Genomic DNA, 23,388 nt, shown 5'->3' with positions numbered 1-23,388 from the left:
GTTTCCGCGTGTGCAGCAACAATTTGTAACATTCGGAAAATTTCAGAGACATTTGCCCCGCCTATGCCTTGGCAAGCGCTTCCTATGCCAAGGAGTTTCTTCGCATGCTTTCCATTTTCGCTTCCGCTGCCGTCATGGCCGTCGTCGCTCCGGTCCACAGTGCGGACATCAACCATGCGTCCACAGCCTATCGGACGAGCTATGAAACGGTGTCGACGGTTCATGTCCGGCAGGTCGAACCGCGTTTCGCCAGCCGTCCGACCATGCCCGTCTGCCGCTGGCAGGCCGAACTGGGTGTGAATCGCTCGGTGACGGCAGAGGGCAATGCGATTGCCGCGATGGGTAAGGCCATCCATCGCTTCACCCCGCTATCGGGTAGCTACGCCGGGAACTGTGCAAGCGCGCGGGGCCAGATCGACGCGGCAATCGGGCGCTACGCACGGGCGCGCGCTGGCGAGGCGCTGGCGGCGGCGCAGGGCGACAGCGCAGTTATCCAGGGTGAGCTTGATGGCCTTCGCAGCCTGTCAGTGAAGGGCGGATGAGTTCACCGCTGATCCTGATTGCCGAGGAAAAGCCCGAACAGCGGCAGCAGGTGCGCGAATATCTGGAGCAGAGCGGTTTTCGCGCGCTGCCCGCGGCGTCGGCATCCGACATCTGGAACGCGATCAAGACCGCGCCTGTGGGCGTGCTGGTGCTGGATGCGGCGCTGCGCGGTCCCGATGGCATGGACCTATGCCGTGACGTCCGGGAACGGAGCGACGTGCCGATCATATTGGTCGGCGCGGGCGGCAGCGAGGTCGACCGGGTGGTGGGGTTGGAACTGGGGGCCGACGATTATATGTCCAAGCCCTATTCGACCCGTGAACTGGCCGCCCGGCTGCGCGCGGTGCTGCGTCGCAGCAAGAAGGAGCGGTTGATCGGCCTGCGCGCCAGCACGCTGGCTCGGTTCGACGGGTGGCAAGTCGATTTCGCGCGGCGTGAAGTGAAGGACGAGGTCGACCAGCCGATCGAGCTTACCGCCGCCGAATTCGCACTGCTCCAGGTCATGCTGGAAAATCCGCAGACGGTGATCCCGCGCGCCAGGCTCATGGAATTGGCCGGTGTGCGCGACGCGCCATCATCCGATCGCAGCATCGACGTGCTGGTTAGCCGGGTCCGGCGGAAGCTGAGCGTTGGTGGCAGGGCGGCGCCGATCGTCACCGTTCGGGGGGCGGGATATATGCTGAGCGCTGCCGTCGAGCGGCAGTGACGACAGAAAATCCAGTCAGACACACTATTTAACAAAGCCGCTGCGACGCAGCAAAGGCACGTACCTATTCTTCAAATAGCGCCGATCCGCCCCCCTGATCGGCAACCAAAAAGAAGGATAGAAGCCATGAACGAGCTTATCGGTCGCGTCTTCAGTTTCGAAAGCAAGGTCTTTCCGGACAAGAGCACGCTTTATAACCAGCTTGCCAATCACGGACAGAGCCCCAAGGCGCTGATGATTTCCTGCGCCGACTCCCGCATCGTGCCGGAGCATATCATGCAGGCCGATCCCGGCGATCTGTTCGTATGCCGCAATGCGGGCAACATCGTGCCCCCGCACGCCAGCCAGTTGGGCGGCGTCACCGCGACGGTCGAATATGCCGTCATGGTTCTGGGCGTGCGCGACATCATCGTTTGCGGGCACAGCGATTGCGGCGCGATGAAGGCGCTGGCGACGGATGCCGACCTGACGTCGATGCCCAATGTTGCCGCATGGCTGCGTCACTCGCATGCCGCGCAGAAGGTGTGCCGCGAGAATTATCCGTCCGATCTGAACGACGCTGAAAAGCTGCGCAACATGGCGCTGGAAAATGTCGTGGTGCAGTTGAACCACCTGCGCACCCATCCGTCGGTGGCGGCGGGCGTGGCGCGTGGAGAAATCGCGCTGCACGGCTGGTATGTCGATATTCATGCGGGCCAGGTTCTTGGGCTCGACGGGGAAACCGGCCGCTTCATGCCCATGCGCGAAGGTGATCCGCTTCCTGTCGCACAGGCGCAGGCGCGGCGCCTTGCTGGTGAAACCAGCATCGCCATGGCCGCGGAGTAAGCCTCATGCTGAAGGCTCTTTCCGGCGGCACGTTCAGCCGCGACTTCACCGCATCCATCGTCGTGTTCCTGGTCGCGATGCCCCTCTGCATGGGCATCGCGGTCGCCTCCGGCGTGCCGCCGGAGAAGGGGCTGATCACAGGCATCATTGGCGGCATCGTCGTCGGCCTGCTGGCCGGTTCGCCCTTGCAGGTCAGTGGCCCGGCGGCGGGCCTTGCCGTCATCGTCTTTGAAATCGTGCGCGAGCAGGGCCTGTCCGCGCTAGGGCCGATCCTGATCCTTGCCGGTGCGATTCAGGTCATCGCCGGATTGATGAGGGTCGGGGGCTGGTTTCGCGCCATTTCGCCCGCCGTCGTTCACGGCATGCTCGCAGGCATCGGTGTGCTGATCGTCGTAGGGCAGTTCCATGTCCTGTTCGATGACAAGCCGCTGTCCAGCGGGCTTGCCAACCTGATCGCGATGCCAGGCCAGCTTTTCGGTCTCAGCAATCAGGACGCAGCAACCGCCTTTGCCGTGGGTCTGGTCACCATCGGCGGCATGCTGGGTTGGGAAAAGATCCGCCCCGCGTCGATGAAGCTGCTGCCCGGCGCCCTTGTCGGCGTGGTTTTGGCCACGCTGGTGGCGTTTCTGTTCAGTCTGCCGGTGGCGCGCGTCGTAGTGCCGGAATCGATCGTCGCAGCGGTGACATTGCCGGGCGAAGGGCTGTTTCAGCAGTTGATGAACCCGACGGTCATCACGACGGCGATCGCGATCGCGTTCATCGCCAGCGCTGAAACATTGCTGTCGGCCGCTGCGGTGGACCGGATGCATGATGGCGTGCGGACCAACTATAATCGCGAATTGAGCGCGCAGGGGGTAGGCAATCTGCTGTGCGGCGTTGCGGGCGCTTTGCCGATGACCGGCGTTATCGTCCGCAGTTCCGCGAACGTCCAGGCGGGTGCCAAGACCCGCATGTCCGCTGTCCTGCACGGCATCTGGATACTCGGCTTCGTGGCATTGCTGCCCTGGTTGCTGCGTGAGATTCCGATGGCGGCGCTGGCAGGCATTCTGGTCGTGACCGGTGTTCGATTGGTCAGTCTGGACCATGTGAAGCACCTGCTTCACCGTTATGGCCCGCTGCCCGCCGTGGTGTGGGCGGTGACGCTGATCATGGTGGTCACGATGGACCTGCTGACGGGCGTGCTGGTGGGTATTGGTCTGTCGCTGCTTGAGCTGCTGCCCCATGCGCGCCGTCTGCGTCTGGGTCTGGACGAAGACCAGCGGGATGATGCGCATGAATTGGCACTGCACGGCACGGCCACATTCCTGACATTGCCCAAATTGTCGGCAAAGCTGGAGTCGGTTCCCGCCGAACGTCCGGTCATCCTGAACGTCGAGCGGCTGCTCCATATCGATCATACCTGCGCCGAGATGGTGCGGGAATGGATGGACCGCCGCCGTGGCACCGGAGCCAGCGTCGAACTGGCGGGCGCAACCGGACGCCTGCGTAACCTCGCCGCCTGAACCTCCCCCCTCCATCAGGCGTCGTTAGCCGCCGCACCCCTTCCAGGTGCGGCGGCTTTTTCATGTCTGGATGTGATCAGGAAATCAAATGGACATGTTTGGAACGCCATCAGCAAATAACCGTGCCTTTGATGGCACGGCCTGAATGTCACCTTCGCACTTGCGGTAAAAGTCCATTCCCCTTCATCCGGGCGCGCCCTAGCCTGCTGTCAATCCGCCGGGATCCGGGGCATTCAGACCTTTGGGCCAGCGCGGACGCAGGACGGAACATTCTTACCGAAAAAGGGGAATGTTCATGAAAATCGCTAAGTTGCAGATGGCCTGTGCGGCTCTTGCCCTGTTGTCGAGCGCTCCGGCCTTCGCTCAGGAAGAGGCCGAAGGTCCCGTCACCGTTTCGGGCAGCGTTGCGCTGGTTTCCGATTATCGCTTCCGTGGCGTGTCGCAGAGCGACAAGGGCATGGCCATTCAGGGCGGCATCACAGCCACCCATGAAAGCGGCGCCTATGTCGGCACCTGGGCCTCGAACCTTTCCGGCTGGGGCCAGTTCGGCGGTTCCAACATGGAACTGGATCTGTTCGCTGGCTATGCCATCCCGCTGGGCAGCGCGACGCTGGACGTCGGCCTGACCTGGTACATGTACCCGTCGGGCGCGGACAAGACCGACTTCGCTGAGCCTTATGTGAAGCTTTCGAGCCAGCTCGGCCCGGTAAAGGGTCTGCTCGGTGTCGCCTATGCACCCAAGCAGCAGGCGCTGGGCAACTGGTGCAGCGACGCGGCATGCACGGTCGCTGATCCGGGCGACAAGGAAGACAATCTGTATGTCTGGGGTGACGTAAGCGGCGCAGTGCCGGGCACGCCGGTTACGCTGAAGGCACATCTGGGCTATTCGGACGGCAACCCCGGCCTGGGTCCGAACGGCACGTCGATCGCACCCACGGGCAAGTATCTCGACTGGCTGATTGGTGCGGACGTGGCGATCCCCGGCACGCCGCTGACGCTCGGCGTCGCCTATGTCGATACCGACATCAAGCGTTCGGACGAAACCTACATCCGCCCGAACTTCATGGTTCAGGACGGTGACAATTTCGGCAAGTCGATCGCTCGCAGCCAGGTGGTATTCTCCCTGTCGGCCGCTTTCTGACGGAAATCATGCCGGGCCTTTCACGAGGCCCGGCATGGCATTCTTGCTCGTAATGGGGGCGAAATTGTCCCTTGCATGACAAATCATTGCTGAACCTGTTTCCCAGGGTTTCTGCGGTAACGTTCGGTTGACCCTGTTGGAAGCCGCCCCTACTTCAAGCGCTATGAGCCGTTTTAGTCGCGCAACATTTCCGGCATGACCGCCCCCACGATCATACTTGTCGAGGACGATCCGCCGCTGCGCACGCTGACCGCGCGCGCTCTTCAGGAACATGGGTATCAGGTGCGTCCGGCCTCTTCGGGGCCGGAAATGTGGGTGGCCTTTGACGCCGGACCGGTCGATCTGGTCGTGCTGGATGTCATGCTCCCGGGCACCAACGGCATCGACCTGTGCCGCCAGATACGTCGCAAAAGCGACGTCCCGATCATCTTCATCAGCGCGAAGGGCAGCGAGACCGATCGGATCGTGGGTCTGGAGCTGGGCGCGGACGATTATCTGCCCAAGCCGTTTGGCACACGCGAACTGATCGCGCGGATACGGGCTATCCTGCGCCGCGTAGGCGTGGAGCGGGGGCCGGACGAACATCGGGAGAATGAGGCGCGCTTCGACGGCTGGGTCGTCAACTTCCCGCGCCGGGAACTGCGCTCCCCAACTGGTGCGATCGTTGACCTGACGGGCGCGGAGTTCGACCTGCTCGGCTCCTTCCTCAGCCACCCGCAGCGGGTCATCGCACGCGAGCGGCTGATCGAATTGTCGCGCACGCGCATGGGTGACAGCTCTGATCGCAGCATCGATGTGCTGGTCAGCCGGTTGCGGCGCAAGCTGTCGACCGAAGGCGCGGCGGCGCCGATCACGACCGTGCGCGGCGTGGGGTATATGTTCAACGCGGAAGTCAGCCGGGCTTGAGCTTGCATATGAGCCGGTCGCTGGGTCTGGTCGGGCGGCTGCTGGCGATCCTGCTGCTGGCGCTCACGCTGGAATTTGCGGTGGGCACGCTGATTTATGAGCGGGCTGGCCATCTTTCCTTGCAGGATGACGAGGCGCGGCGGTTGGCCGAGCATCTGGTGATCGCGCGCAAGCTGGTGACGGAGCAGCCGCCGAACGACCGGCATGCGATGGCGATCCAGCTTACCACCGATCGCTATGACATTCATTGGACGCCGGCGTCGCCGCCCGCGCCAACGCTGGCGCCTGAGCTGGAGCGGATGCGGCGGCAGATCATCGCTTGGGAACCGAGCCTGGAGCAGTCCGGTCTCTGGCTGCGGCTCGCGTCGCCTGGGGGACGGGTGTCGCAGATCAATGGCGGCTTGCAGTTGCCCGATCGCAGCTGGCTCTATTTTGGGATGCGGCATAGCGGGGGGCAGTGGACCTTTACCATCGGGCGGATGGGGCTGGCGCTCATTCCGCTGGTGGCGCTGATGGTGGCTGGGGGCATGCTGATCCGGCGGACGCTGGCGCCGCTGAAAGACCTTACCAAGGCGACCGAGCATATCGGCCTGAGTGACGAGGTCGTCGTCGCGGAAAGCGGGACCAGCGATGTGCGGGACCTGATCCGTGCGTTCAATGCGATGCAGACGCGCATCCATCGGCTGATCACCGAGCGTACCGAAACGCTGGCCGCAGTCGGGCATGACTTGCGTACGCCTCTGGCGCGCCTGCAGCTCCGGCTGGAGGGAATTCGCGATGCGGAAGCGCGTGATGCGATGGCCGGGGATCTCGGCGAAATGGGGGCGATGATCGAATCGCTGCTCGCCTTCCTCGGTGGGGAGAAGAATGGCGAGCCACCTGTGCGCGCGGATGTGGCTGTCACGGTGGCGACGGTGGTTGATAGCTTTCAGGATCAGGGGGCCGATGTAAGCTACGAGGGGCCGGATCATCTGGAAATGGATGTGCGGCCGCTCCTGCTGCGCCGCGCGGTCATCAATCTGGTCGAGAACGCGCTCCATTATGGCCAGCGCGCCTATGTCAGCGTCGAGCGCCGTGACGGGGAGGCGCTGATCCGGGTGGAGGATGATGGTCCAGGCATCCCGGAGGATAAGCTGGAGGAGGTGTTGAAGCCTTTCTTCAGACTGGATGAAGCGCGGGGGCGTTATACCCGGGGCCTGGGACTGGGCCTCGCGATCGTGGCAAAGGCAGTCGAGCAGGAAGGTGGCAGCCTGCTTCTGAAAAACCGGCCCCAAGGCGGGTTGAGCGTGGAAATCCGCCTGCATATAGCTGGCGCCAACCTCACCCGCTGAAACCGGGCCGACGCTTCCAGTTAAAAAGAAGCATCGCGGGGACAAGCAAAACTCGTTTATCGGATCGGCTGGTGGCGGTCTATGCCAGCTTTCGTTGAACAAGAGGCGCATATGACCGCAGACGGCGAAAGCGAAGATCAACTGCTGGAAGGCTATTGGGACCTGGATCGGCTGGTGAGCGATCTTGGAAAGGTTCGCACGGGCTGGCGCGCGGCGCAGCAGCATCATGCCGAATATGGCGCGGAGGGTTTTCCGTCACGCGCCAATCTTGCCAAGATCATGACGTCGCTGTGTGGCGCGCTGTTTCCGTTGCGCCTTGGCCCGAGCTTCATTCGCATCCACAATGAAGATGCCTTTGTCGCGCAGACGTTGCAGACGGCGCTCAGCCGCCTCTACGGCCAGATACGCCTTGAGCTTCTTTATAACATGCATGGCAGGCCGCCTGCCGAAATCGATGGCGAAGCCGCGCGCATCATCGGCAATTTCGCCCAAAGCCTGCCTGGCTTGCGCGACTTGCTCGATTCCGATGTGGAAGCGGCGTTTCTGGGCGATCCCGCCGCGCGCAGCGTCGATGAGGTGCTGATCTGCTATCCATCGATGCTGGCGATCATCCATCACCGGCTTGCCCATCGCCTCTATGATCTGGGCGCGCCGCTGGTCGCCCGCATCATTTCCGAGATTGCCCATTCGCGCACGGGTATCGACATTCATCCGGGGGCAACGATCGGGCGCAGTTTCTTCGTCGATCATGGCACCGGCGTCGTTATCGGCGAGACGGCCACAGTGGGTGACAGGGTGCGGCTGTATCAGGGCGTCACGCTGGGCGCGCGCAGCTTTCCTGCCGATGAGAGGGGAGCGTTGGCCAAGGCGATCCCGAGGCACCCGATCATCGAGGATGACGTTGTGATTTATGCAGGCGCCACCATTTTGGGCCGCATCATCATCGGTAGCCGGTCAGTCATCGGCGGCAATGTCTGGCTGACCGACAGTGTTCCGGCGAACAGCAATGTGCGTCAGGCGAAGGCGCAATATGAGGTGACCAGCCGGGTCGAAGTGTCCGCGCCTCACCGCGTTCACGCCCTGATGGACGCAGAGCGGGACGGTTTCGCGGAGAATATCTGACTGTCAGAGCGTGCTGCGGTAAATCGGCACCACCTCCTTTTTCCGTTCGCCCTGAGCCTGTCGAAGGGCTTTCCTTCTTTTTAGAAAGGGAAGGGCTTCGACATTCGAACGAGGCAAGTGACTCGTTCGAACAGCCCGAACGGGGAGATAAGTTGAGTGATCCAGATAAAAGGCGCGATGCTTCAATCAGCAGCGCAGCTGTCGCTTTGGCCCGCCAGCAGATCAAGGCACCGCCCGTCTATCTCATTGCGAGCGACGGGTAGATGGATGAGGGCCGCCAGCGTCGGCATGATGTCAGCCGTTTCGACGCCGAGCGGCTGTTCGAAATGCCGTATGCCCTTGCGCCAGAAGAGGAGCGGAACGCGCCGATCCGTGTCCCACGGTGAGCCATGCGTGGCCACATAGCCGTGCGAAGGATCAGCGATGGGCGTTATGCGCGGTTTCAGCAGCAGGATGAGGTCGCCCGAGCGTTCGGGGTCGAAGCTGGCCCGGACTTCCTGAAGCAGGCTCCAGCTTTCCGGCGGACCTGAAGGAGGGAGCGCTGCGGCGATCTGCGCCTTGGTAAAGACGGTTTCGACCTGCGGATGGGCGCGCAACAGGGCGATCGTGGCGGCTTCGACCTTGGCACGCTGGACGCGGGTAAGATTGCGGTCGAAATATAGGTCGCCGGATGGACCGTCGCCCTGGATCAAGCCCTTGCCGCCTATCCCGGTGCGGGCGGCCACTGTTTCTGAAAGCGCGCGGGGCATGAGTGCGGGATCGACGCGCTGTTCCATTGGCATCGCATTTTGTTGATGGCGCTCCGGCAAATCGTGGCCGCCATGATCCGCAGTGAGCATCACGACATAATCGATGCCCTGCTTGTCGAGCCGGTCGAAGAAAGCGCCCAGTTCGCGGTCCAGTCGATCGATCTGGATGCAGCTTTCGGTCCCTTCCGTGCCATAGCCGTGGCCGATAACGTCGGTCGCCGAAAGGCCGATGGAAATGAGGTCGGTTTGAGCCTGTTTGCCAAGGCTCATGCTTTCGATGGCGGCAGCGGCGAAGGCCAGGGTCATGGCATCCTGCTCGGGCGAGGCACGGAATGCGCCGAATTGACCGGCGGGCCTTGCGAAGCGGCCGGTGCCTACGACCCGCGTGCCAGCGTTCACGGGAAAATCCTTGGCGGCGCATTGCGGGGGCAGGTCAAAACCGGGATTGGGCTCAGCCAGCCGTTGTTCGAACACTGCGTTCACCCGTGCGACCAGCGGAGGCGTTGGCGTGCCGGGATAGCTGACATAGCCCTTCGGCCCCAGCCACCAGACTTGATCCGCCTTTGCGCCGCCCATCATGATGGCCGCGCGATCCTTTCCGGCGATGGCCACATTGCGGACAGCGGGATTGGTTGCCTTCATGCGTTCGCCGAGCGTGGGCACGCGCAGATGGACGGGGGAGGGGATATATTTGGAGCTGCTGCTATCCGGCTGCTTCTCATCCTCCGCGCAGTAGATTGTTTTATCGGGTCGGGCGACGTTCTGATCGATCCAGCTATTGGCGATGATGCCGGTGCGTGACGGTCGGCTGCCGGTCAGGATGGTGCTGTGGCCGGGGCAAGTTTCAGTTGCGGCATGGCTTTGATATCCACGGGGGAACACGGCGCCTTCGCTCAGGCGCTTGAGGCCGCCGCTATAATAAGGACGATATTCGCTGAAGAGATCGGCCGAAAACTGATCGACCGAGATCGCGACGATCAGCCCTGGCGGGGCATCGGAAGGTGCGGGACTTGCGGCGGGCTGGGCCAGCGCGGGCAAGGGCGCCAGCAGCAGGAGGGTGTGAAGCGTTTTCCTAAACATCTTTTTACGATCCCTTCTGCGCCTTGACGGCGCAACCATGCCGACCTAGCCCGCTGTGATCCACGCGAACAGAGGCCCGATGCGGATTTTCCATGTCCTCCTGATGACGCTGGCGCTGTTTATCGCGCCTGTTGCCAGCGCGCAGGGCGCGTTCGGATCGGGTGCGCCGCATATCGCCGCGCAGTTGGTCGCCGAAAGCGATACGCCTGCTCCGGGTCGGAGCAGCAGCGTCGCCTTTGCGATGGCGCCGGAGGCTGGCTGGCACGGCTACTGGCAAAATCCGGGTGATGCGGGGCTGGGCATGACCGTGAAATGGGTGCTGCCCAAGGGCGTGAGCATTGGAGCGTTGCGCTATCCAGTGCCCGAAACGCTGCTCATTTCCGGCCTGATGAACCATATTTATGAGGGGCCTTATGCGCTCCTCGCGCCTGTGAATATTGCGCCTGAGGTGGCGAAAGGAACGCGTCTGCCGATCCGCGGGAAGGCGGAATGGCTGGCCTGCACAGACAAGATTTGCGTGCCTGAGAGCGCTGATATCGCGCTGGACCTGATCGCGGGTGATGGCGCGGTGGCGCCCGCAACGCAGGCCCGGTTCGATGGTTGGCGGGCGCATCTGCCCCGGCCGCTCGGGAGTGAGGCGATTTATGCCATTGCCGATGGCAAGCTGCGGATGTCGATCCCTTTTCCGGGGGAAGCTGCGGCATCTGACGTGCACCTCTTTCCATTGGAAGAGGGTGTCGTCCGCTATGCCGCGCCTCAATCGGTCCATCGGCAGGGGGACCGGCTGCTGATCGAAACCGAGGCAGGGCAGGGGTTCAAGGGAGATGCGGTGCAGGCAGTCCTCCGCACAGGCGATCATGTCGGCTTTCTGGTGACGGCTCGCCCCGGCGCGGTAGCTGGAGCTAGTTCAGACCTGCTGCGCACGGCGTTGATCGCGCTTGGCGGGGCGATATTGGGCGGGCTGTTGCTCAACATCATGCCGTGCGTGTTTCCGATATTGGGGCTGAAGGCGCTCAAGCTGGCGCGCGCTGGGGGTGATGAGGCAACGGCGCGGCGGGAGGCGCTGGCCTATGGCGCTGGCGTTATTCTCACCTGTTTGGTGCTGGGCGGGGTGCTGCTGGCGATCCGGTCGGCGGGCGTGGCCGTGGGTTGGGCGTTTCAGTTGCAGGACCCGCGCGTCATCTTGCTGCTGCTGCTGCTGGTGACGGCGGTTGCCTTCAACCTTGCGGGGTTGTTTGAACTCAGCGCCTTTGGAGGCGGTGAGAAGCTGGCGGGGAAGAAGGGTATTGCGGGTTCCTTCTGGACCGGCGCTTTGGTCGCTTTCGTCGCCACGCCTTGCACCGGGCCGTTCATGGGCGTGGCGATGGGCGCGGCGTTGGTGCTGCCGGTCGCGGCTGCGCTAGCGGTCTTTGCCGGGTTGGGTTTGGGCCTTGCGCTGCCCTTTTTGTTGCTCGCCTATATACCGGCGCTTCGCGGGCGTTTGCCACGGCCGGGGGCGTGGATGGGCACTTTTCAGAGGATATTGTCGATCCCAATGTTCCTGACCGCGCTAGGTCTGGGCTGGCTGCTCGGGCAGCAGCGCGGCGTGCAGGGGATGACGATTGGTCTGGGCGCGGCGTTGCTGCTGGCGCTGCTGCTATGGTGGCTGGGGGAGCGTCAGCATCGCGGCAAGCGGGGCGGGCTGATCGTCATGCTGAGTGCTGCGCTGCTGCTCGGCGTAGGGATGGTGATGCTGCCTGCGCGCATGGCTGGTGCTGCGCAGGTTCAGGATGGCGCTATGGCTTTTGACGAGGGGCGGCTGGCCGGGCTGCGCGCCGCTGGAAAGCCGGTATTCCTCTATTTCACCGCCGGCTGGTGCCTGACCTGCAAGGCCAATGAGGCCGCCGCCATCGACCGGGCCGAAACGCGGGACGCCTTTGCCAAGGCTGGCGTGACGGTGATGGTGGGTGACTGGACGAGTGCGGACCCGGCCATCACACGCTTTCTGGAAGCGCAGGGGCGATCGGGCGTGCCGCTCTACCTGTGGTATGCTCCGGGAAAATCCGCTGAGGTACTGCCACAATTGCTGACGGTGTCCACGCTGACGGCGTTGGTGCGCTGATGGCGAAGCTGCGCGCGGATCAGTTGCTGGTCGATTGCGGGCTGGCCGAGAGCCGGGCGCGCGCGCAGGCGCTCATCCTCGCGGGCCTTGTCTTTCTGGGCGACAGGAAGATCGAGAAGGCGGGGCAGCAGATCGCGGAGGATGCCGCGCTGGAGGTTAAAGGGCGCGATCATCCGTGGGTGTCGCGTGGGGGCATAAAGCTGGCCCACGGCATTGATCATTTCGCGCTGGACGTGACTGGCATGACCGCGATCGATGTCGGGAGTTCGACCGGCGGCTTTACCGATGTGCTGCTGACCAACGGCGCGGCGCGGGTCTATGCGGTGGACAGCGGGACGAACCAGCTTGCCTGGAAGCTGCGATCCGACCCGCGCGTGATCGTGCATGAGCAAACGAGCGCGCGCATATTGACCGCCGAACATGTGCCGGAGCCGGTCGATGTCATCGTATGCGACGCCAGCTTCATTTCGCTGGCGAAGGTGCTGGACCGGCCGCTGGATTTCGCGCGGGCCGGGGCGCATCTCGTTGCCCTCATCAAGCCGCAGTTCGAGGCTGGTCGGGAAGAGGTCGGGAAGGGCGGCGTCGTGCGCGATCCCGCCATCCATGCCCGCGTCTGCGAGGAGGTCAGCCAGTGGCTGACGGTGAAGGGCTGGACAGTACTGGGCGTGACGCCAAGCCCCATCACCGGCCCCCAAGGCAATGTCGAGTTTCTGATCGGCGCGCGGCTGGACGGCTAGGCGCGGGCTTGCTCATAGTCCCGCAGGCGTTTGATTTTGTGACAGATGCCGGTCTTCAGCCTCTATTCGCGGTTGCGGGATGAAGTGTTTCACCGCAAACCGGTCACTGGCGGCTTGACAAGGCCCCGAAAGATTCGCCCGAAGCCGCCGAGTGAGGATTAGTGGAGCTGCGCCGACGATGAATGAAATCGCGTCCCCCGGTCAGTTGCGTCTGGCCTATCTGCGCTGGGCGCTGGTCACGGTTCCGGCGATCCTGTTCCTGGGCTTCCTGTCGGGCAAGCTGGCCAATAGCGGATATGGCAATCGCTGGTTCGACGCGCTGGTGAAGCCCGACTTCATGCCGCCCGGCTGGGCTTTTGGTGTCGCCTGGACGATCCTTTACATCCTGATGGGGCTTGCCCTGGCCATCGTCATTCATGCGCGGGGAGCGCGGGGCAGGGGGGTGGCCATCATCCTGTTCCTGATCCAGCTGGCGCTAAACCTCGTCTGGTCGCCGCTTTTCTTCCGCGCGCATCAGGTCGATAATGCGCTTGCGCTGATCATCGTCCTTTTCATCGCCGTGGCTGTGACGGCATGGCTGTTCTGGCGCATCAGGCGGGTCGCGGGACTGCTGCTGCTACCTTATCTAGCGTGGCTGGGCTTTGCATCGGCGCTGAATTATGAGATCGGGCGCCTCAATCCGGATGCTGAGACCCTTGTCGCGCCCGCGCTCAAGACCCAAATATGACATCATCGTGGCGCACATTCGCGCGCCAGCAAAACAAGGACATTCAGACCATGCAGAGCGAAAACCGCTTTTTCGACGACCTCGCCAAGCTGGTGAACGGCGCTGCGGGAACAGTCGCTGGCATGAGCCGGGAATTTGAAACCAATGCCCGGGAAAAGGCCAAGCAGTGGATCGGCGGCGTGGATTTCGTCAGCCGCGAAGAATTCGATGCCCTGAAGGCGCTGGCGGCGGCGGCCCGTGAAGAGGTCGAATTGCTGAAGGCCCGGATCGACGCGCTGGAAGGCCGGTCGGGTGAACCAGTGACAAAGACCGTCCGCTCGCCCAAGCCAAAGGCAGGCGACGCGGAATAAGCAGGCTTTGCCGCCTGTCCGTTGGTTTTCTGCAACGATCGCCTATTTTGATGCGTTTCCCTCAGTCGGTGGTTTCCTTGCCGCCGGGAAATGCTCTATGGCCAGCCAATGATGGACAGCGACGAATTTGAAAATGGCGGCCAAGAGGCCGCGCCGATCGATATGCTGGCCGCCTATTTCGAAGCAAATGGGTGGAGTTTCGATCAGGTCGGCGAAGATGAAATCGTCGCCAGCACGCAGGGTAGCTGGGCGCAATATGAGCTGCGCGGCATCTGGCGCGACGAAGATCAGGTGCTGCAACTGCTCGCCCTGCCCGACATCCGCGTGACGGAGGAGAAGCGGGCGACGATTTACGAAACGCTGGGCCTGATCAATGAGCAGCTTTGGCTTGGCCATTTCGAGCTCTGGTCGTCGAGCGGCATCGTGCTGTTCCGGCACGGCGCTTTGCTGGGCGCGGGAGGCGTGTTGACGCTGGATCAGGCGCAGATACTGGTCGAAACCGCGATCGACGAATGCGAGCGTTTCTACCCGGTGTTCCAGTTCGTCCTGTGGGGCGGAAAGAGCCCGACGGAGGCGATTTCCGCCAGCCTGATCGAGACGCGCGGCGAAGCCTGAGGATTGTCCATGACGGAACCTTGGCCCGCGCACCTGTTCATGGTCGGCTGCGGCAATATGGCTGGGCAAATGCTCGCCCGATGGTTGGCGTGCGGCCTTGATCCGGCGAGCGTCACCGTGTTGCGCCCGAGCGGCCGTGCTGTCGCGGACGGGGTGCGGGTGGTGACAGACTATCCGGCCTCGCTGCCCGCGCATGCGACAATACTGTTGGGAATGAAGCCTTATCAGCTTGACGATGTAGCAGCGTCGCTTGCGCCGCTTTGCGCGGCGGATACGCGCATTATCTCGATATTGGCCGGAACGCCGGTTGCGGACCTGCGCAAGCGTTTCCCCGTGGTCCAGGACATCATCCGGGCGATGCCTAACCTGCCTGTCGCCTTGGGGCAGGGCGTCACTGGACTGTACGCCGACCACAAGGTGTCTCACTCAGCCCGCAGCGAAGTGGACGCGCTCATTACGCCATTAGGTGCCGCCGAGTGGATCGAAGACGAAGGCCAGTTCAATGCGCTGACCGCCCTGTCAGGCTGTGGACCCGCCTTTTTGTTCCGCTTCATCGATGCCTTCGCGCGCGCGGGAGAAGCGCTCGGACTTTCGGCCGATCAGGCCGCACGGATGGCGCTCGCCACCGTCCAAGGTTCTGCGAGCCTTGCTGCCCAAGCAAGCGAAAGCCCCGCGATATTGGCCGACCGCGTGGCTAGCCCCGGCGGGATGACGCGCGAAGGGCTGAACGTCCTCGACGCGGACGACCGGCTGTTGAAACTCCTTACCGATACCTTGGCTGCCGCCCGCGACCGTGGCGAGGAAATCGCCCGCGCGCGCTGATCCACGGTTCCGATCCGATGGCGGCGCGTTTAGACTGAATGCACGTGCCTAAGTTGGGAGTTCGCCATGCTGGCTGTGAATACGCCGATCCTGGTTCTCACCACGGGCGGGACGATCGACAAAATCTATTTCGATGCCTTGTCGGACTATAAGGTCGGCGAAAGCGTTGTTGCGAAACTGTTGCAGATAGGCGGGGTGAAGCGCCCCTTTCGCATAGAAGAGGTGACGCGCAAGGATAGTCTGGAACTGGATGATACCGATCGGGCGCTGATCCGCGAGCGGGTTCTCTCAGCGGCGGAAAGCCATATTGTCATCACTCATGGCACGGATACCATGACGGACACAGCCAAGGCGCTTGAGGGCATGAAGGGCAAGACGATCGTGCTTGTCGGCGCTCTCGCCCCTGCGCGCTTTGGTGAAAGCGACGCGAGCTTCAATCTCGGCATGGCGTTCGCGACGGCTCAGATTGCCGATCCTGGTGTCTACATCAGCATGAGCGGATCGGTGTTTCGGGCGGATCAGGTCGTCAAGGATCGAGCAAAAGGCGCGTTTGTCCCGCGATAAGCATCGACATCGGCATCAGCTTTGCGGTGCCTTCCGCCAGTGTCGTGGAAGCGATCCGATGTTGGTTCCATGGTTCGAGCAGCGACGGCAGATGATTGGCTTTTTCACGCGGGCATGCAGATTTCTCTGCGCCCTCTGGGGGCTCTGGGCGAGAGACTGTCGTCGCGCCGGCTGAGCATGATGCAGGAACCGCCTTCGCCATCGCGCATTATTCGTGCGGGTGGCGTAACGATGAGGAGGATATCATGGCCGATTATCAGGAGCGTCCAGCGACGACGACTACGATAGTTGAACGGCGCGGCGGTGGCGGCACGGCGATTGCGGTGCTGCTGCTCGTAGTGGTGGTGGCGATTGCCGCCTTTTTCCTGATCAGTAGCCAGACGCGCAAGGATAGCGCGGTTGAGAGCGCTACCACGCAGGTCGGCCAAGCGGCGAGTGATGTGGGAAGCGCTACCAAGAATGCAGCCGACAGCGCGAAGGGTGAATAAGCCGAACCAGCTCTATTAGAGCGGCGTGCCTGTTATCCGAATCCCTCAACCCCGTTCGGGCTGTCCGAACGAGTCACTTGCCTCGTTCGAATGTCGAAGCCCTCTACTTTCTAAAAAGAAGTAGAGCCGTCGGCTTCACGGCCTTCGGCTCGACGGGCTCAGGGCGAACGGTAAAACAAGGTGGGGCTGATTTAAAGCTCGAAGCTCTAGCGAGCAAAAGAAAGGGCGCCCCAGTCGGGACGCCCCTCCATCCATATTCACCCGCCGTTGTCAGCTCGGTTGAATTCAGATCAGCCTTCCACCTTGGCATATTTCGGTGCGGCTTCGTTCAGGATGCGCAGGATCTTCTTGAGAGCGCTGGGCTCATCCGTTTCTTCCATCGCGGCCAGTTCGCGAGCAAGGCGGCTGGAAGCGGCTTCGAAAATCTGCCGTTCGGAATAGCTCTGCTCGGGCTGGTCGTCGGCGCGGAACAGGTCGCGGGTCACCTCGGCGATCGACACCAGGTCGCCCGAATTGATCTTCGCTTCATATTCCTGCGCGCGGCGCGACCACATGGTGCGCTTGACCTTCGGCTTGCCCTTCAGCGTTTCGATGGCCTCTTCCAGGGTCTTGTTCGACGACAGCTTGCGCATGCCGACGCCTTCGGCCTTGTTGGTCGGCACGCGAAGCGTCATGCGCTCCTTTTCGAACCGGAGCACGTAAAGCTCCAATTCCATGCCCGCGATCTGCTCCTTTTGCAGCTCGACCACCCGGCCAACACCGTGCTTGGGGTAAACAACATAATCACCAACGTCAAAGGACAGCGCCTTGGCAGCCATTTGAAACCTTTCTAATTCTACCGGAGACGGATATCGCCGCGTCACAGATGCGCAGAGTAGCACAAGCCGAGGATTCCACGGCGCCACCGTCAGGACATGAGCAAATACTCCAGGACGGAATGCGACCGTTTCCGCCTCTTGACCCTTATTTAGCAGATTCGTAACAAAATTGCCACCCCCAGACGCAAAATCCGGGAGTGAGCCTCATGCCGAAACGCTAGGGGTAGTTCGTCAAGGACGATCTGGCATCAATATGATGATCGGAAACGATGGACTTTCAGCGTCTGGACACGCCGCCCTGCTCGTCACCGAAGCGTTCGATCAGCTGCCAGAGCCGGGTTCGGGCGAAAAGAACTTCTCCAGCTTGTTCTCGACGCCCTTCATATCATCAGCGTCGGCAGGGGCGTCGCCCTTGACGGTGATGTTGGGCCATTCAGCCGAGAATTTGGTGTTGAGTTCCAGCCACTTCTCCAGGCCATTCTCCGTATCGGGCAGAATGGCTTCGGCAGGGCATTCAGGTTCGCACACGCCGCAATCGATGCATTCGTTGGGATTGATGACCAACATGTTCTCGCCCTCGTAGAAACAATCGACGGGGCAGACCTCGACGCAATCCATATATTTGCAGCGGATGCAGTTGTCGGTCACGACATAGGTCATGGATCAGCACTCTATAGGGGTTCGACAGCGGCGGCCCTGCTATGCTCGGCGCGCGCGAAGGTCAATGAGGATATTTTTGTCTCCCTAATCGCCCAGCTTCAGTTCCTCATAACATGTCTGAGCTTCTGGCGCTGGCCCCCTGCGTCCCGGAAGCTCCACGACACGGACCACGCGTACCCCGCTGGGGTGGGGAAATGTGATGAGATCGCCCGCGCGCACGGGCGAATGGGCGCGCTCGATGCGGCGGCCATTCAGGCGGATATGACCCTCTTCGGCCAATTTCTGCGCCACCGACCTGCTTTTGGCGAGCCGGGCGAACCACAGGAATTTGTCGATGCGCAGGCTCGGTCCATGATTGCCGAGGGGCGCGCCTTCAGCCATTGCGGCCAAGAAGCTCCGCCAGGCCCGCAAAGGCATTGTTGCCCACTGGCGCCGCCGCTCCAGTCGAAGCGGGGCGGGAAGGCGCGCCACGCGCAGGTGCGTTGCGCCGGTTAGGCCCACGGGCATGCTGCTGATCCGGCCGCGCCTTCTGCCGCCCACGGAAGGTCCAGTTCGCGCCGCCTTCCGTGGCTGCCTCGACAGGGCGGAATCCAGCCAGGCGCATCAATTGCAGGAAAGCAGGTTCGTTGAGGCCGAGCGAGACGATCTGTGGGCTTTGCGCGGTGAAGGCCTCGCCCTTCGCGATCGCTTCATGGGCGGCGCGGGCCATGCGTTCCGCCATGTCGATTCGCAGCATCTGATCGTCGAAGCCGCGGAAGCCAGCTATGCGGGCACCCATCTGTTCCGCCTTTTCGCCCGTCGGGATGAGCGTCAGGCCGGGCAGGGGCAGGGGAAGGCATGGTTTGGCGATGCGTGCCGCCAGCAGCGCCGCGCGCCATCGTGCCGCTCCGGGCTTCAGAAGTCCCGGATGATAGATGTCGAGTACCCCAATATCGATGCCTGCACGACGCAGAAGATGACGCTGGTCCTTGTCCAGATGGTTGAGCGCCGAATCGAGATCGATCCTCGCCATGACGCCGCCAGCGTCGGCCAGTTGAGCGAACACCGCCCGTACCACCGCAGGAACTGCCGGATCGGCCGCGCTGGCCGCCATCTTCACGAGGGGCAGAAGATGCTTTTCCTTTTGCGCCTCCACCCAGCTTGCGAGGCGCGCGGTCACCTGCTTCTGCACATCCTGGCCAAGCGCCAGAAGGCCGCGATCAAGCCGTATTTCCGGCGCCAGCAGCGACGGGCCAACGAGCAGCGCCGCCACGGCATTGCCCTGCCAACCGATACCCGGCGCCTGTCCCGGCTCGTCCATCAGCACGAAATCAGTGTCGGGCGCGCCCAGCAATTCGTCAGCCTTCACTCGTAATATCCTTCCAAGACGGCGTTCCGCCGCCGCCAGCAGCATCTTTCTATCCTGATGCCGCGTAGCCGGATCGACCGAGAAACGAAATCCGTCAAGTCGCCCGATCGTCTCACCATCGACGCAGACCGTCCCGTCCTGCTCCACATCGACGGGCAAATTGCTGGCGTCCTGCCCCATGTCGCGCAACAGTATAGCGGTGCGGCGGTCGACAAAACGCTGTGTCAGCGCCGTATGCAAGGCGTCGGAAAGCCTTTCCTCCAGAGCGCGCGTCCGCTCTGCCATCTCCGCCGGATGGGCCAGCCAGTCGGGGCGGTGCGCGATATAGGACCAGGTGCGGGCGGCGGCGATCCGTCCCGATAGCGTGTCGATGTCGCCCTGCACCGAATCGAGCCGCGCCAGTTGCTGAGCAAACCAGTCGCGCGGGATGTGGCCCTGACCCTCGGACAGGAACCGCCAAATACGGCCTACGGTGCGCGCATGATGTTCCGCGCCCAGCTTCTGGAAATCGGGCAGCCCGCATGCGGCCCACAGCCTTTCGACGGCCTTCTTCCCCTTAACCCGGTCGATGACCAGCGGATCGTCGGACAGCCGCCGGAGCACCGCCAGGTCCACCGCTTCAGGCGCCGCCCGCAACTCGTCGCGATCAGGCCGCGTCTCCAACTCCATGATGAGGCGGCTGACGCTGTCCATGCGCGGCTGCCCTTCGCGCCAGAAGAGTTGCTCGACGGGCGGGAAGCGATGCGCTTCGATCGCCTCTATCTCTTCGGGCGTGAAGGCCGCGTCGCCATCTTCATGGCCAAGGCTACCGAAGGTGCCGTCCTTATGATGACGCCCAGCCCGACCCGCGATCTGGGCCATTTCCGATACGGTCAGCCGCCGCGTCCGCCGCCCGTCGAACTTGCGCAGCGATGCGAAGGCGACATGCGCCACGTCCAGATTGAGCCCCATGCCGATCGCGTCGGTCGCGACCAGATAATCGACCTCGCCATTCAGGAACATCTGCACCTGAGCATTGCGGGTGCGGGGCGAGAGCGCCCCCATCACGACGGCAGCGCCGCCACGAAAACGCCGCAGCATCTCCGCCACGGCATAGACTTCCTCCGCCGAGAAAGCGACGACAGCCGATCGCTTCGGCAGGCGCGACAGCTTCTTCGCCCCGCCATAGGACAGCGTGGAAAAGCGCGGGCGGCTGACGATCTCCACACCCGGCACCAGTGCTTTCACCACCCGGCCGATGCTGGCGGACCCCAGAATCATCGTTTCTTCCCGACCACGCGCCCGCAGCAGTCGGTCCGTAAATATATGCCCACGCTCAGGATCGGAACCCAGCTGCGCCTCGTCCAGCGCGACAAAGGCATAGTCACCATCCAGCGGCATCGATTCGGCCGTGCAGAGATAATAAAGCGCGCCCGGAGGGACGATCTTCTCTTCCCCCGTGATCAGCGCGACCTGACCGGGGCCTTTGATGGCGACAACCCGATCGTACACTTCGCGCGCCAGCAAACGGAGCGGAAAGCCCATCATCCCGCTGGAATGACCGCACATGCGCTCGACGGCCAAATGCGTCTTGCCGGTATTGGTGGGACCCAGCACGGCTGTGACGGGCGATCGGGCAAATTGAGCCATGATCCTCTCTATGTCGGGGATGAGTGCAGCGAGAGCAAGGGGAAGGGCGCGATTCTCCTTTGGGCTATGCAGCTTGCGTTGTTCAACGGCTGAAGGGCACGTTTCGTCGCGTGAATATGGTTAAAAAATCCGTCTTTATTTGACTTTAACCCTATGCGTTCACAACAATGCCCATGAACGCGCGGCGGGGGTCGGGCGAAATTTCAGCCCGTGGGGGGCTTTTTCAAGTGTTTCACGGTAGCCAGTTCAGTCCTCAGCAGGGGGGCGCATCCGCTTCCCTTTGGGTGACCGACGCCATCGGCAAGGGGGCGTTCGCGACCGCCGATGCGCGTGACTGGCGCACCCGCCTGCGCGACTGGGCTGATGAGGTCGAACTGGTCCCCGATCTTGGCCAGCGAGTGGGCAGCCGTACATGGTTTCGCGGGCTTGCTACCTGTTTTGGGCTTTGCGCATCGGCGCTTTACCTCTCCCCCGGCTTTCAGCCTCTGCCTGGCGAACCGGAGCCACTGCTCGCTCAGCCGCAGTTCGAGGAAGTGCGCAGCCAGATGATCACGCCGCTCGCCATGGGCGCGGACAGCGGACGGCGCATGGGGCCGACCGACGCCGTCCAACCTCTGCGCGAAACGCCCGAACGTCCGCAGATCGAATTGCGCGCGCAGATAGGTGGAAGTGATTCGCTTGGCCGGGCCTTGGCGAGGGCGGGGGTCAGCAATGCGGACGCCGCTCAGGTCATGGCGCTTGCCAGCGGCGATATAGCCAAGGGCCTGAAACCGGGCACGCCGCTCGACATCGTGCTTGGCCGCCGCGCCAGCCGCGACATGCCCCGGCCGCTGGATCATCTCGCCTTCCGCGCCCGGCTCGACCTGGCGCTGGAGATCAATCGCGTGGGCGGGCTGCTGCAAGTGAAGCGCACGGCCATCCATGTCGATGACACGCCGCTGCGCATTCAGGGCGTGATTGGCGACAGCATCTATCAATCCGCGCGCGCGGCTGGCGCACCGCCCAAGGCGATCCAGAGCTTCCTGCGCGTCATTGCGCAGCAAGTCGATCTGGGGTCGATCCACAGCGGCGACCGCTACGACATCATCACCGAATATCGCCGGGCGGCAACCGGGGATGTCGAAGTAGGCGACCTGTTGTTCGCTGGCCTCCACCGTGCGAGCGGCCGGGGCATCGACATGCTCAAATGGACCACCGACGGCCGCAGCCAATGGTTCGAAGCGTCCGGCGTCGGGGAACGGCGCGGCGTGCTGTCCGCGCCGGTGCAAGGCCGCATGTCCTCTGGCTTTGGCATGCGCCGCCACCCCATCCTTGGCTATACGCGCATGCATGCGGGCATCGACTTCGCCGCCGCCTATGGCTCGCCCATCTATGCGGCGACCGATGGCGTCGTGTCCTATTCGGGACGTCATGGCGGTCATGGCAATTATGTCCGGCTGGAACATGGCAACGGCCTTGCCACCGGATACGCCCATATGAGCCGCATCGCCGCGCGCTATGGACAGCGCGTCCGTCAGGGGCAGGTCATCGGCTATGTCGGTTCAAGCGGCCTTTCGACTGGCCCGCATCTCCATTACGAACTGTATCGCAGCGGCCGAACGGTGAACCCGCTTTCGGTCAAATTCACCACGACGGCTCAGCTTGCCGGGGGAGAACTGGCGGCTTTCCGGAACCGGCTGAGGCAGTTGAAGAGCCTACGCGTCGGCGTGCCGGTTACCATCGCGCAAAGCAAGCCGCAGGCTGCTGCGCCCACCCTATAAGCATTTAGCTGCTTCCCGTAATTGGGCCGCTTCGCTAACCCGCCTCCATGACCAAGATCACCGCCCTGCTGCTCGCCGGATCGCGCCCCGGTTCCGATCCTCTGGCGCAGGCAGCCGGGGTCGCGGTAAAGCCTCTCGCGCCTGTGGCGGGCGAGCCGATGATCAATTACCCCGCGCGGGCGCTGCTCGCGCATCCATCGGTCGGACAGGTCGTCATTCTCACGCAGACGCCGGAGCTATATCGCGCCGATCCCGCCACAGCCTGGCTTGGCGAAGACCCGCGCGTCCGCTTCGAACAAAGCGGCAGCGGTATAGCGTCCACATTGCTGGGCCTCCTGCAACGGCCAGACCTCCCTTTTCCGCTGCTCGTCACCACGGCGGATCATGTTCTGCTCGACGCCGACATGCTCGACCAATTTGTGGCCGAGGCAGAAGGGGCCGACATCGCGGTGGCGATGGTCGAACGGGCGACCTTGCTTGCTCGCCACCCCTCGTCGCGGCGGACCTGGCTCAAATTCAGGGACGGCTGGTGGTCTGGCGCCAACCTCTTCTGGTTGGGCAGCGCCAAGGCGCGCGCCGTCATCGCCCTCTGGCAAGAGGTTGAGCAGGACCGCAAAAAGGGTTGGAAGATATTGGCCGCATTCGGGCCGATCGCCTTGCTCGGTGCGGGGCTGCGCCTCTCAACGCTGCGCGGGGGCATAGCGCGCATCGGCCGCCGCTTTGGCCTCGTCGCCCGACTGGTGCCGATGCGCAAGGCGGAAGCCTGCATCGACGCGGACAAGGTTGAGGATGTCGTGCTTATCGAACAGATATTGAGCGGCCGTGCTTAATTCGTGCTTTTATACCGCCACCTCTCCTCTCATC

The 23,388-nt window shown here is 62.9% G+C and carries 23 protein-coding genes; 18 read left to right on the top strand and 5 right to left on the bottom strand.

Features of this window, described 5'->3' with window-relative positions; translation table 11 throughout:
• Window positions 1–104 precede the first annotated feature (104 nt).
• From ACZ5ZH_RS06600 to epsC, 8 genes are all read left to right on the top strand, one after another.
• Complete coding sequence (locus tag ACZ5ZH_RS06600; RefSeq protein ID WP_464770948.1) at window positions 105–542, top strand: hypothetical protein; 438 nt, start codon at window positions 105–107, stop codon at window positions 540–542.
• Entirely contained in the window at window positions 539–1,249 is a 711-nt protein-coding gene (locus tag ACZ5ZH_RS06595) for a response regulator transcription factor (protein ID WP_464770947.1), read from the top strand. Before ACZ5ZH_RS06600 ends, ACZ5ZH_RS06595 begins: the two co-directional genes overlap by 4 nt.
• A gap of 126 nt (window positions 1,250–1,375) precedes the next feature.
• The gene (locus ACZ5ZH_RS06590) at window positions 1,376–2,074 is read left to right on the top strand and encodes a carbonic anhydrase (RefSeq protein ID WP_464770946.1); all 699 of its coding nucleotides are present in this window, start codon (window positions 1,376–1,378) and stop codon (window positions 2,072–2,074) included.
• A gap of 5 nt (window positions 2,075–2,079) precedes the next feature.
• The gene (locus ACZ5ZH_RS06585) at window positions 2,080–3,576 is read left to right on the top strand and encodes a SulP family inorganic anion transporter (protein WP_464770945.1); all 1,497 of its coding nucleotides are present in this window, start codon (window positions 2,080–2,082) and stop codon (window positions 3,574–3,576) included.
• Window positions 3,577–3,865: 289 nt separating this feature from the next.
• The gene (locus ACZ5ZH_RS06580; RefSeq protein ID WP_464770944.1) at window positions 3,866–4,717 is read left to right on the top strand and encodes a TorF family putative porin; all 852 of its coding nucleotides are present in this window, start codon (window positions 3,866–3,868) and stop codon (window positions 4,715–4,717) included.
• Window positions 4,718–4,912: 195 nt separating this feature from the next.
• Window positions 4,913–5,623, top strand: coding sequence for a response regulator (locus ACZ5ZH_RS06575; protein ID WP_449474649.1), 711 nt, complete (start codon window positions 4,913–4,915; stop codon window positions 5,621–5,623).
• An 8-nt stretch (window positions 5,624–5,631) separates the two neighbouring features.
• The gene (locus tag ACZ5ZH_RS06570; protein WP_464772561.1) at window positions 5,632–6,954 is read left to right on the top strand and encodes an ATP-binding protein; all 1,323 of its coding nucleotides are present in this window, start codon (window positions 5,632–5,634) and stop codon (window positions 6,952–6,954) included.
• A 111-nt stretch (window positions 6,955–7,065) separates the two neighbouring features.
• Window positions 7,066–8,076, top strand: a complete 1,011-nt coding sequence (epsC, locus tag ACZ5ZH_RS06565) for a serine O-acetyltransferase EpsC (protein ID WP_464772560.1) — start codon at window positions 7,066–7,068, stop codon at window positions 8,074–8,076.
• A 182-nt stretch (window positions 8,077–8,258) separates the two neighbouring features.
• Here epsC and ACZ5ZH_RS06560 read toward each other — a convergent pair whose 3' ends face one another.
• Entirely contained in the window at window positions 8,259–9,905 is a 1,647-nt protein-coding gene (locus ACZ5ZH_RS06560; RefSeq protein WP_464772559.1) for an alkaline phosphatase family protein, read from the bottom strand.
• 79 nt (window positions 9,906–9,984) lie between these two features.
• Here ACZ5ZH_RS06560 and ACZ5ZH_RS06555 point away from each other — a divergent pair, with 79 nt between their 5' ends.
• From ACZ5ZH_RS06555 to ACZ5ZH_RS06520, 8 genes are all read left to right on the top strand, one after another.
• Window positions 9,985–12,006: a protein-disulfide reductase DsbD family protein gene (locus ACZ5ZH_RS06555; RefSeq protein ID WP_464772558.1), complete on the top strand. Its 2,022-nt coding sequence runs from the start codon at window positions 9,985–9,987 to the stop codon at window positions 12,004–12,006.
• Entirely contained in the window at window positions 12,006–12,743 is a 738-nt protein-coding gene (locus ACZ5ZH_RS06550; RefSeq protein WP_464772557.1) for a TlyA family RNA methyltransferase, read from the top strand. The genes ACZ5ZH_RS06555 and ACZ5ZH_RS06550 overlap by 1 nt, the downstream gene beginning before the upstream one ends.
• Before the next feature lie 178 nt (window positions 12,744–12,921).
• Window positions 12,922–13,470, top strand: coding sequence for a TspO/MBR family protein (locus ACZ5ZH_RS06545; RefSeq protein WP_464772556.1), 549 nt, complete (start codon window positions 12,922–12,924; stop codon window positions 13,468–13,470).
• Window positions 13,471–13,520: 50 nt separating this feature from the next.
• Complete coding sequence (locus tag ACZ5ZH_RS06540; RefSeq protein ID WP_449473360.1) at window positions 13,521–13,820, top strand: accessory factor UbiK family protein; 300 nt, start codon at window positions 13,521–13,523, stop codon at window positions 13,818–13,820.
• Window positions 13,821–13,928: 108 nt separating this feature from the next.
• Entirely contained in the window at window positions 13,929–14,435 is a 507-nt protein-coding gene (locus tag ACZ5ZH_RS06535; RefSeq protein WP_196224098.1) for a type III secretion system chaperone family protein, read from the top strand.
• Between the two features lie 9 nt (window positions 14,436–14,444).
• Window positions 14,445–15,257 carry a pyrroline-5-carboxylate reductase gene (gene proC, locus ACZ5ZH_RS06530; protein WP_464772555.1) on the top strand — a complete coding sequence of 271 codons (813 nt, stop codon included), beginning with the start codon at window positions 14,445–14,447 and terminating at the stop codon, window positions 15,255–15,257.
• 66 nt (window positions 15,258–15,323) lie between these two features.
• A complete protein-coding gene (locus ACZ5ZH_RS06525; protein ID WP_464772554.1) occupies window positions 15,324–15,821 on the top strand; it encodes an asparaginase domain-containing protein in 498 nt (165 codons plus the stop codon).
• Window positions 15,822–16,066: 245 nt separating this feature from the next.
• Window positions 16,067–16,309: a hypothetical protein gene (locus ACZ5ZH_RS06520; protein ID WP_464772553.1), complete on the top strand. Its 243-nt coding sequence runs from the start codon at window positions 16,067–16,069 to the stop codon at window positions 16,307–16,309.
• Between the two features lie 290 nt (window positions 16,310–16,599).
• Here ACZ5ZH_RS06520 and ACZ5ZH_RS06515 read toward each other — a convergent pair whose 3' ends face one another.
• The 4 genes from ACZ5ZH_RS06515 to ACZ5ZH_RS06500 form a co-directional block, all read right to left on the bottom strand.
• On the bottom strand, window positions 16,600–17,127 hold the full coding sequence (locus ACZ5ZH_RS06515; protein ID WP_097091261.1) for a CarD family transcriptional regulator: 528 nt from the start codon (window positions 17,125–17,127) through the stop codon (window positions 16,600–16,602).
• A 321-nt stretch (window positions 17,128–17,448) separates the two neighbouring features.
• Entirely contained in the window at window positions 17,449–17,787 is a 339-nt protein-coding gene (gene fdxA / locus ACZ5ZH_RS06510) for a ferredoxin FdxA (protein ID WP_375196194.1), read from the bottom strand.
• An 84-nt stretch (window positions 17,788–17,871) separates the two neighbouring features.
• Window positions 17,872–18,168, bottom strand: coding sequence for an RNA-binding S4 domain-containing protein (locus ACZ5ZH_RS06505; protein ID WP_449473352.1), 297 nt, complete (start codon window positions 18,166–18,168; stop codon window positions 17,872–17,874).
• Window positions 18,161–20,764, bottom strand: a complete 2,604-nt coding sequence (locus ACZ5ZH_RS06500) for a helicase-related protein (RefSeq protein ID WP_464772552.1) — start codon at window positions 20,762–20,764, stop codon at window positions 18,161–18,163. Before ACZ5ZH_RS06500 ends, ACZ5ZH_RS06505 begins: the two co-directional genes overlap by 8 nt.
• A gap of 173 nt (window positions 20,765–20,937) precedes the next feature.
• Between ACZ5ZH_RS06500 and ACZ5ZH_RS06495 the strand changes: the two genes are divergently transcribed.
• Both ACZ5ZH_RS06495 and ACZ5ZH_RS06490 read left to right on the top strand, forming a co-directional pair.
• On the top strand, window positions 20,938–22,524 hold the full coding sequence (locus ACZ5ZH_RS06495) for a peptidoglycan DD-metalloendopeptidase family protein (RefSeq protein WP_464772551.1): 1,587 nt from the start codon (window positions 20,938–20,940) through the stop codon (window positions 22,522–22,524).
• Window positions 22,525–22,571: 47 nt separating this feature from the next.
• On the top strand, window positions 22,572–23,354 hold the full coding sequence (locus ACZ5ZH_RS06490) for a nucleotidyltransferase family protein (RefSeq protein WP_464772550.1): 783 nt from the start codon (window positions 22,572–22,574) through the stop codon (window positions 23,352–23,354).
• Window positions 23,355–23,388: the final 34 nt, after the last annotated feature.

It is taken from the genome of Sphingobium sp. TomMM7A, assembly GCF_055397305.1.
Note: the sequence above shows the minus strand (reverse complement) of the source record. Positions and strands in the feature narration are given on the sequence as shown.

What these genes read in the sequence shown, in the direction of transcription:
- ACZ5ZH_RS06585 (WP_464770945.1), top strand. Translation starts at nt 2,080, where the DNA reads ATGCTGAAGGCTCTTTCCGGCGGCACGTTCAGCCGCGACTTCACCGCA.
- ACZ5ZH_RS06540 (WP_449473360.1), top strand. Translation starts at nt 13,521, where the DNA reads ATGCAGAGCGAAAACCGCTTTTTCGACGACCTCGCCAAGCTGGTGAAC.
- proC (WP_464772555.1), top strand. Translation starts at nt 14,445, where the DNA reads ATGACGGAACCTTGGCCCGCGCACCTGTTCATGGTCGGCTGCGGCAAT.
- epsC (WP_464772560.1), top strand. Translation starts at nt 7,066, where the DNA reads ATGACCGCAGACGGCGAAAGCGAAGATCAACTGCTGGAAGGCTATTGG.
- ACZ5ZH_RS06545 (WP_464772556.1), top strand. Translation starts at nt 12,922, where the DNA reads ATGAATGAAATCGCGTCCCCCGGTCAGTTGCGTCTGGCCTATCTGCGC.
- ACZ5ZH_RS06500 (WP_464772552.1), bottom strand. Translation starts at nt 20,764, where the DNA reads ATGGCTCAATTTGCCCGATCGCCCGTCACAGCCGTGCTGGGTCCCACC.
- ACZ5ZH_RS06515 (WP_097091261.1), bottom strand. Translation starts at nt 17,127, where the DNA reads ATGGCTGCCAAGGCGCTGTCCTTTGACGTTGGTGATTATGTTGTTTAC.
- ACZ5ZH_RS06590 (WP_464770946.1), top strand. Translation starts at nt 1,376, where the DNA reads ATGAACGAGCTTATCGGTCGCGTCTTCAGTTTCGAAAGCAAGGTCTTT.
- ACZ5ZH_RS06560 (WP_464772559.1), bottom strand. Translation starts at nt 9,905, where the DNA reads ATGTTTAGGAAAACGCTTCACACCCTCCTGCTGCTGGCGCCCTTGCCC.
- ACZ5ZH_RS06505 (WP_449473352.1), bottom strand. Translation starts at nt 18,168, where the DNA reads ATGGCTGAAGGCGCGCCCCTCGGCAATCATGGACCGAGCCTGCGCATC.
- ACZ5ZH_RS06595 (WP_464770947.1), top strand. Translation starts at nt 539, where the DNA reads ATGAGTTCACCGCTGATCCTGATTGCCGAGGAAAAGCCCGAACAGCGG.
- ACZ5ZH_RS06555 (WP_464772558.1), top strand. Translation starts at nt 9,985, where the DNA reads ATGCGGATTTTCCATGTCCTCCTGATGACGCTGGCGCTGTTTATCGCG.
- ACZ5ZH_RS06570 (WP_464772561.1), top strand. Translation starts at nt 5,632, where the DNA reads ATGAGCCGGTCGCTGGGTCTGGTCGGGCGGCTGCTGGCGATCCTGCTG.
- ACZ5ZH_RS06550 (WP_464772557.1), top strand. Translation starts at nt 12,006, where the DNA reads ATGGCGAAGCTGCGCGCGGATCAGTTGCTGGTCGATTGCGGGCTGGCC.
- ACZ5ZH_RS06525 (WP_464772554.1), top strand. Translation starts at nt 15,324, where the DNA reads ATGCTGGCTGTGAATACGCCGATCCTGGTTCTCACCACGGGCGGGACG.
- ACZ5ZH_RS06495 (WP_464772551.1), top strand. Translation starts at nt 20,938, where the DNA reads ATGAACGCGCGGCGGGGGTCGGGCGAAATTTCAGCCCGTGGGGGGCTT.
- ACZ5ZH_RS06580 (WP_464770944.1), top strand. Translation starts at nt 3,866, where the DNA reads ATGTTCATGAAAATCGCTAAGTTGCAGATGGCCTGTGCGGCTCTTGCC.
- ACZ5ZH_RS06520 (WP_464772553.1), top strand. Translation starts at nt 16,067, where the DNA reads ATGGCCGATTATCAGGAGCGTCCAGCGACGACGACTACGATAGTTGAA.
- ACZ5ZH_RS06490 (WP_464772550.1), top strand. Translation starts at nt 22,572, where the DNA reads ATGACCAAGATCACCGCCCTGCTGCTCGCCGGATCGCGCCCCGGTTCC.
- ACZ5ZH_RS06600 (WP_464770948.1), top strand. Translation starts at nt 105, where the DNA reads ATGCTTTCCATTTTCGCTTCCGCTGCCGTCATGGCCGTCGTCGCTCCG.
- ACZ5ZH_RS06535 (WP_196224098.1), top strand. Translation starts at nt 13,929, where the DNA reads ATGATGGACAGCGACGAATTTGAAAATGGCGGCCAAGAGGCCGCGCCG.
- fdxA (WP_375196194.1), bottom strand. Translation starts at nt 17,787, where the DNA reads ATGACCTATGTCGTGACCGACAACTGCATCCGCTGCAAATATATGGAT.
- ACZ5ZH_RS06575 (WP_449474649.1), top strand. Translation starts at nt 4,913, where the DNA reads ATGACCGCCCCCACGATCATACTTGTCGAGGACGATCCGCCGCTGCGC.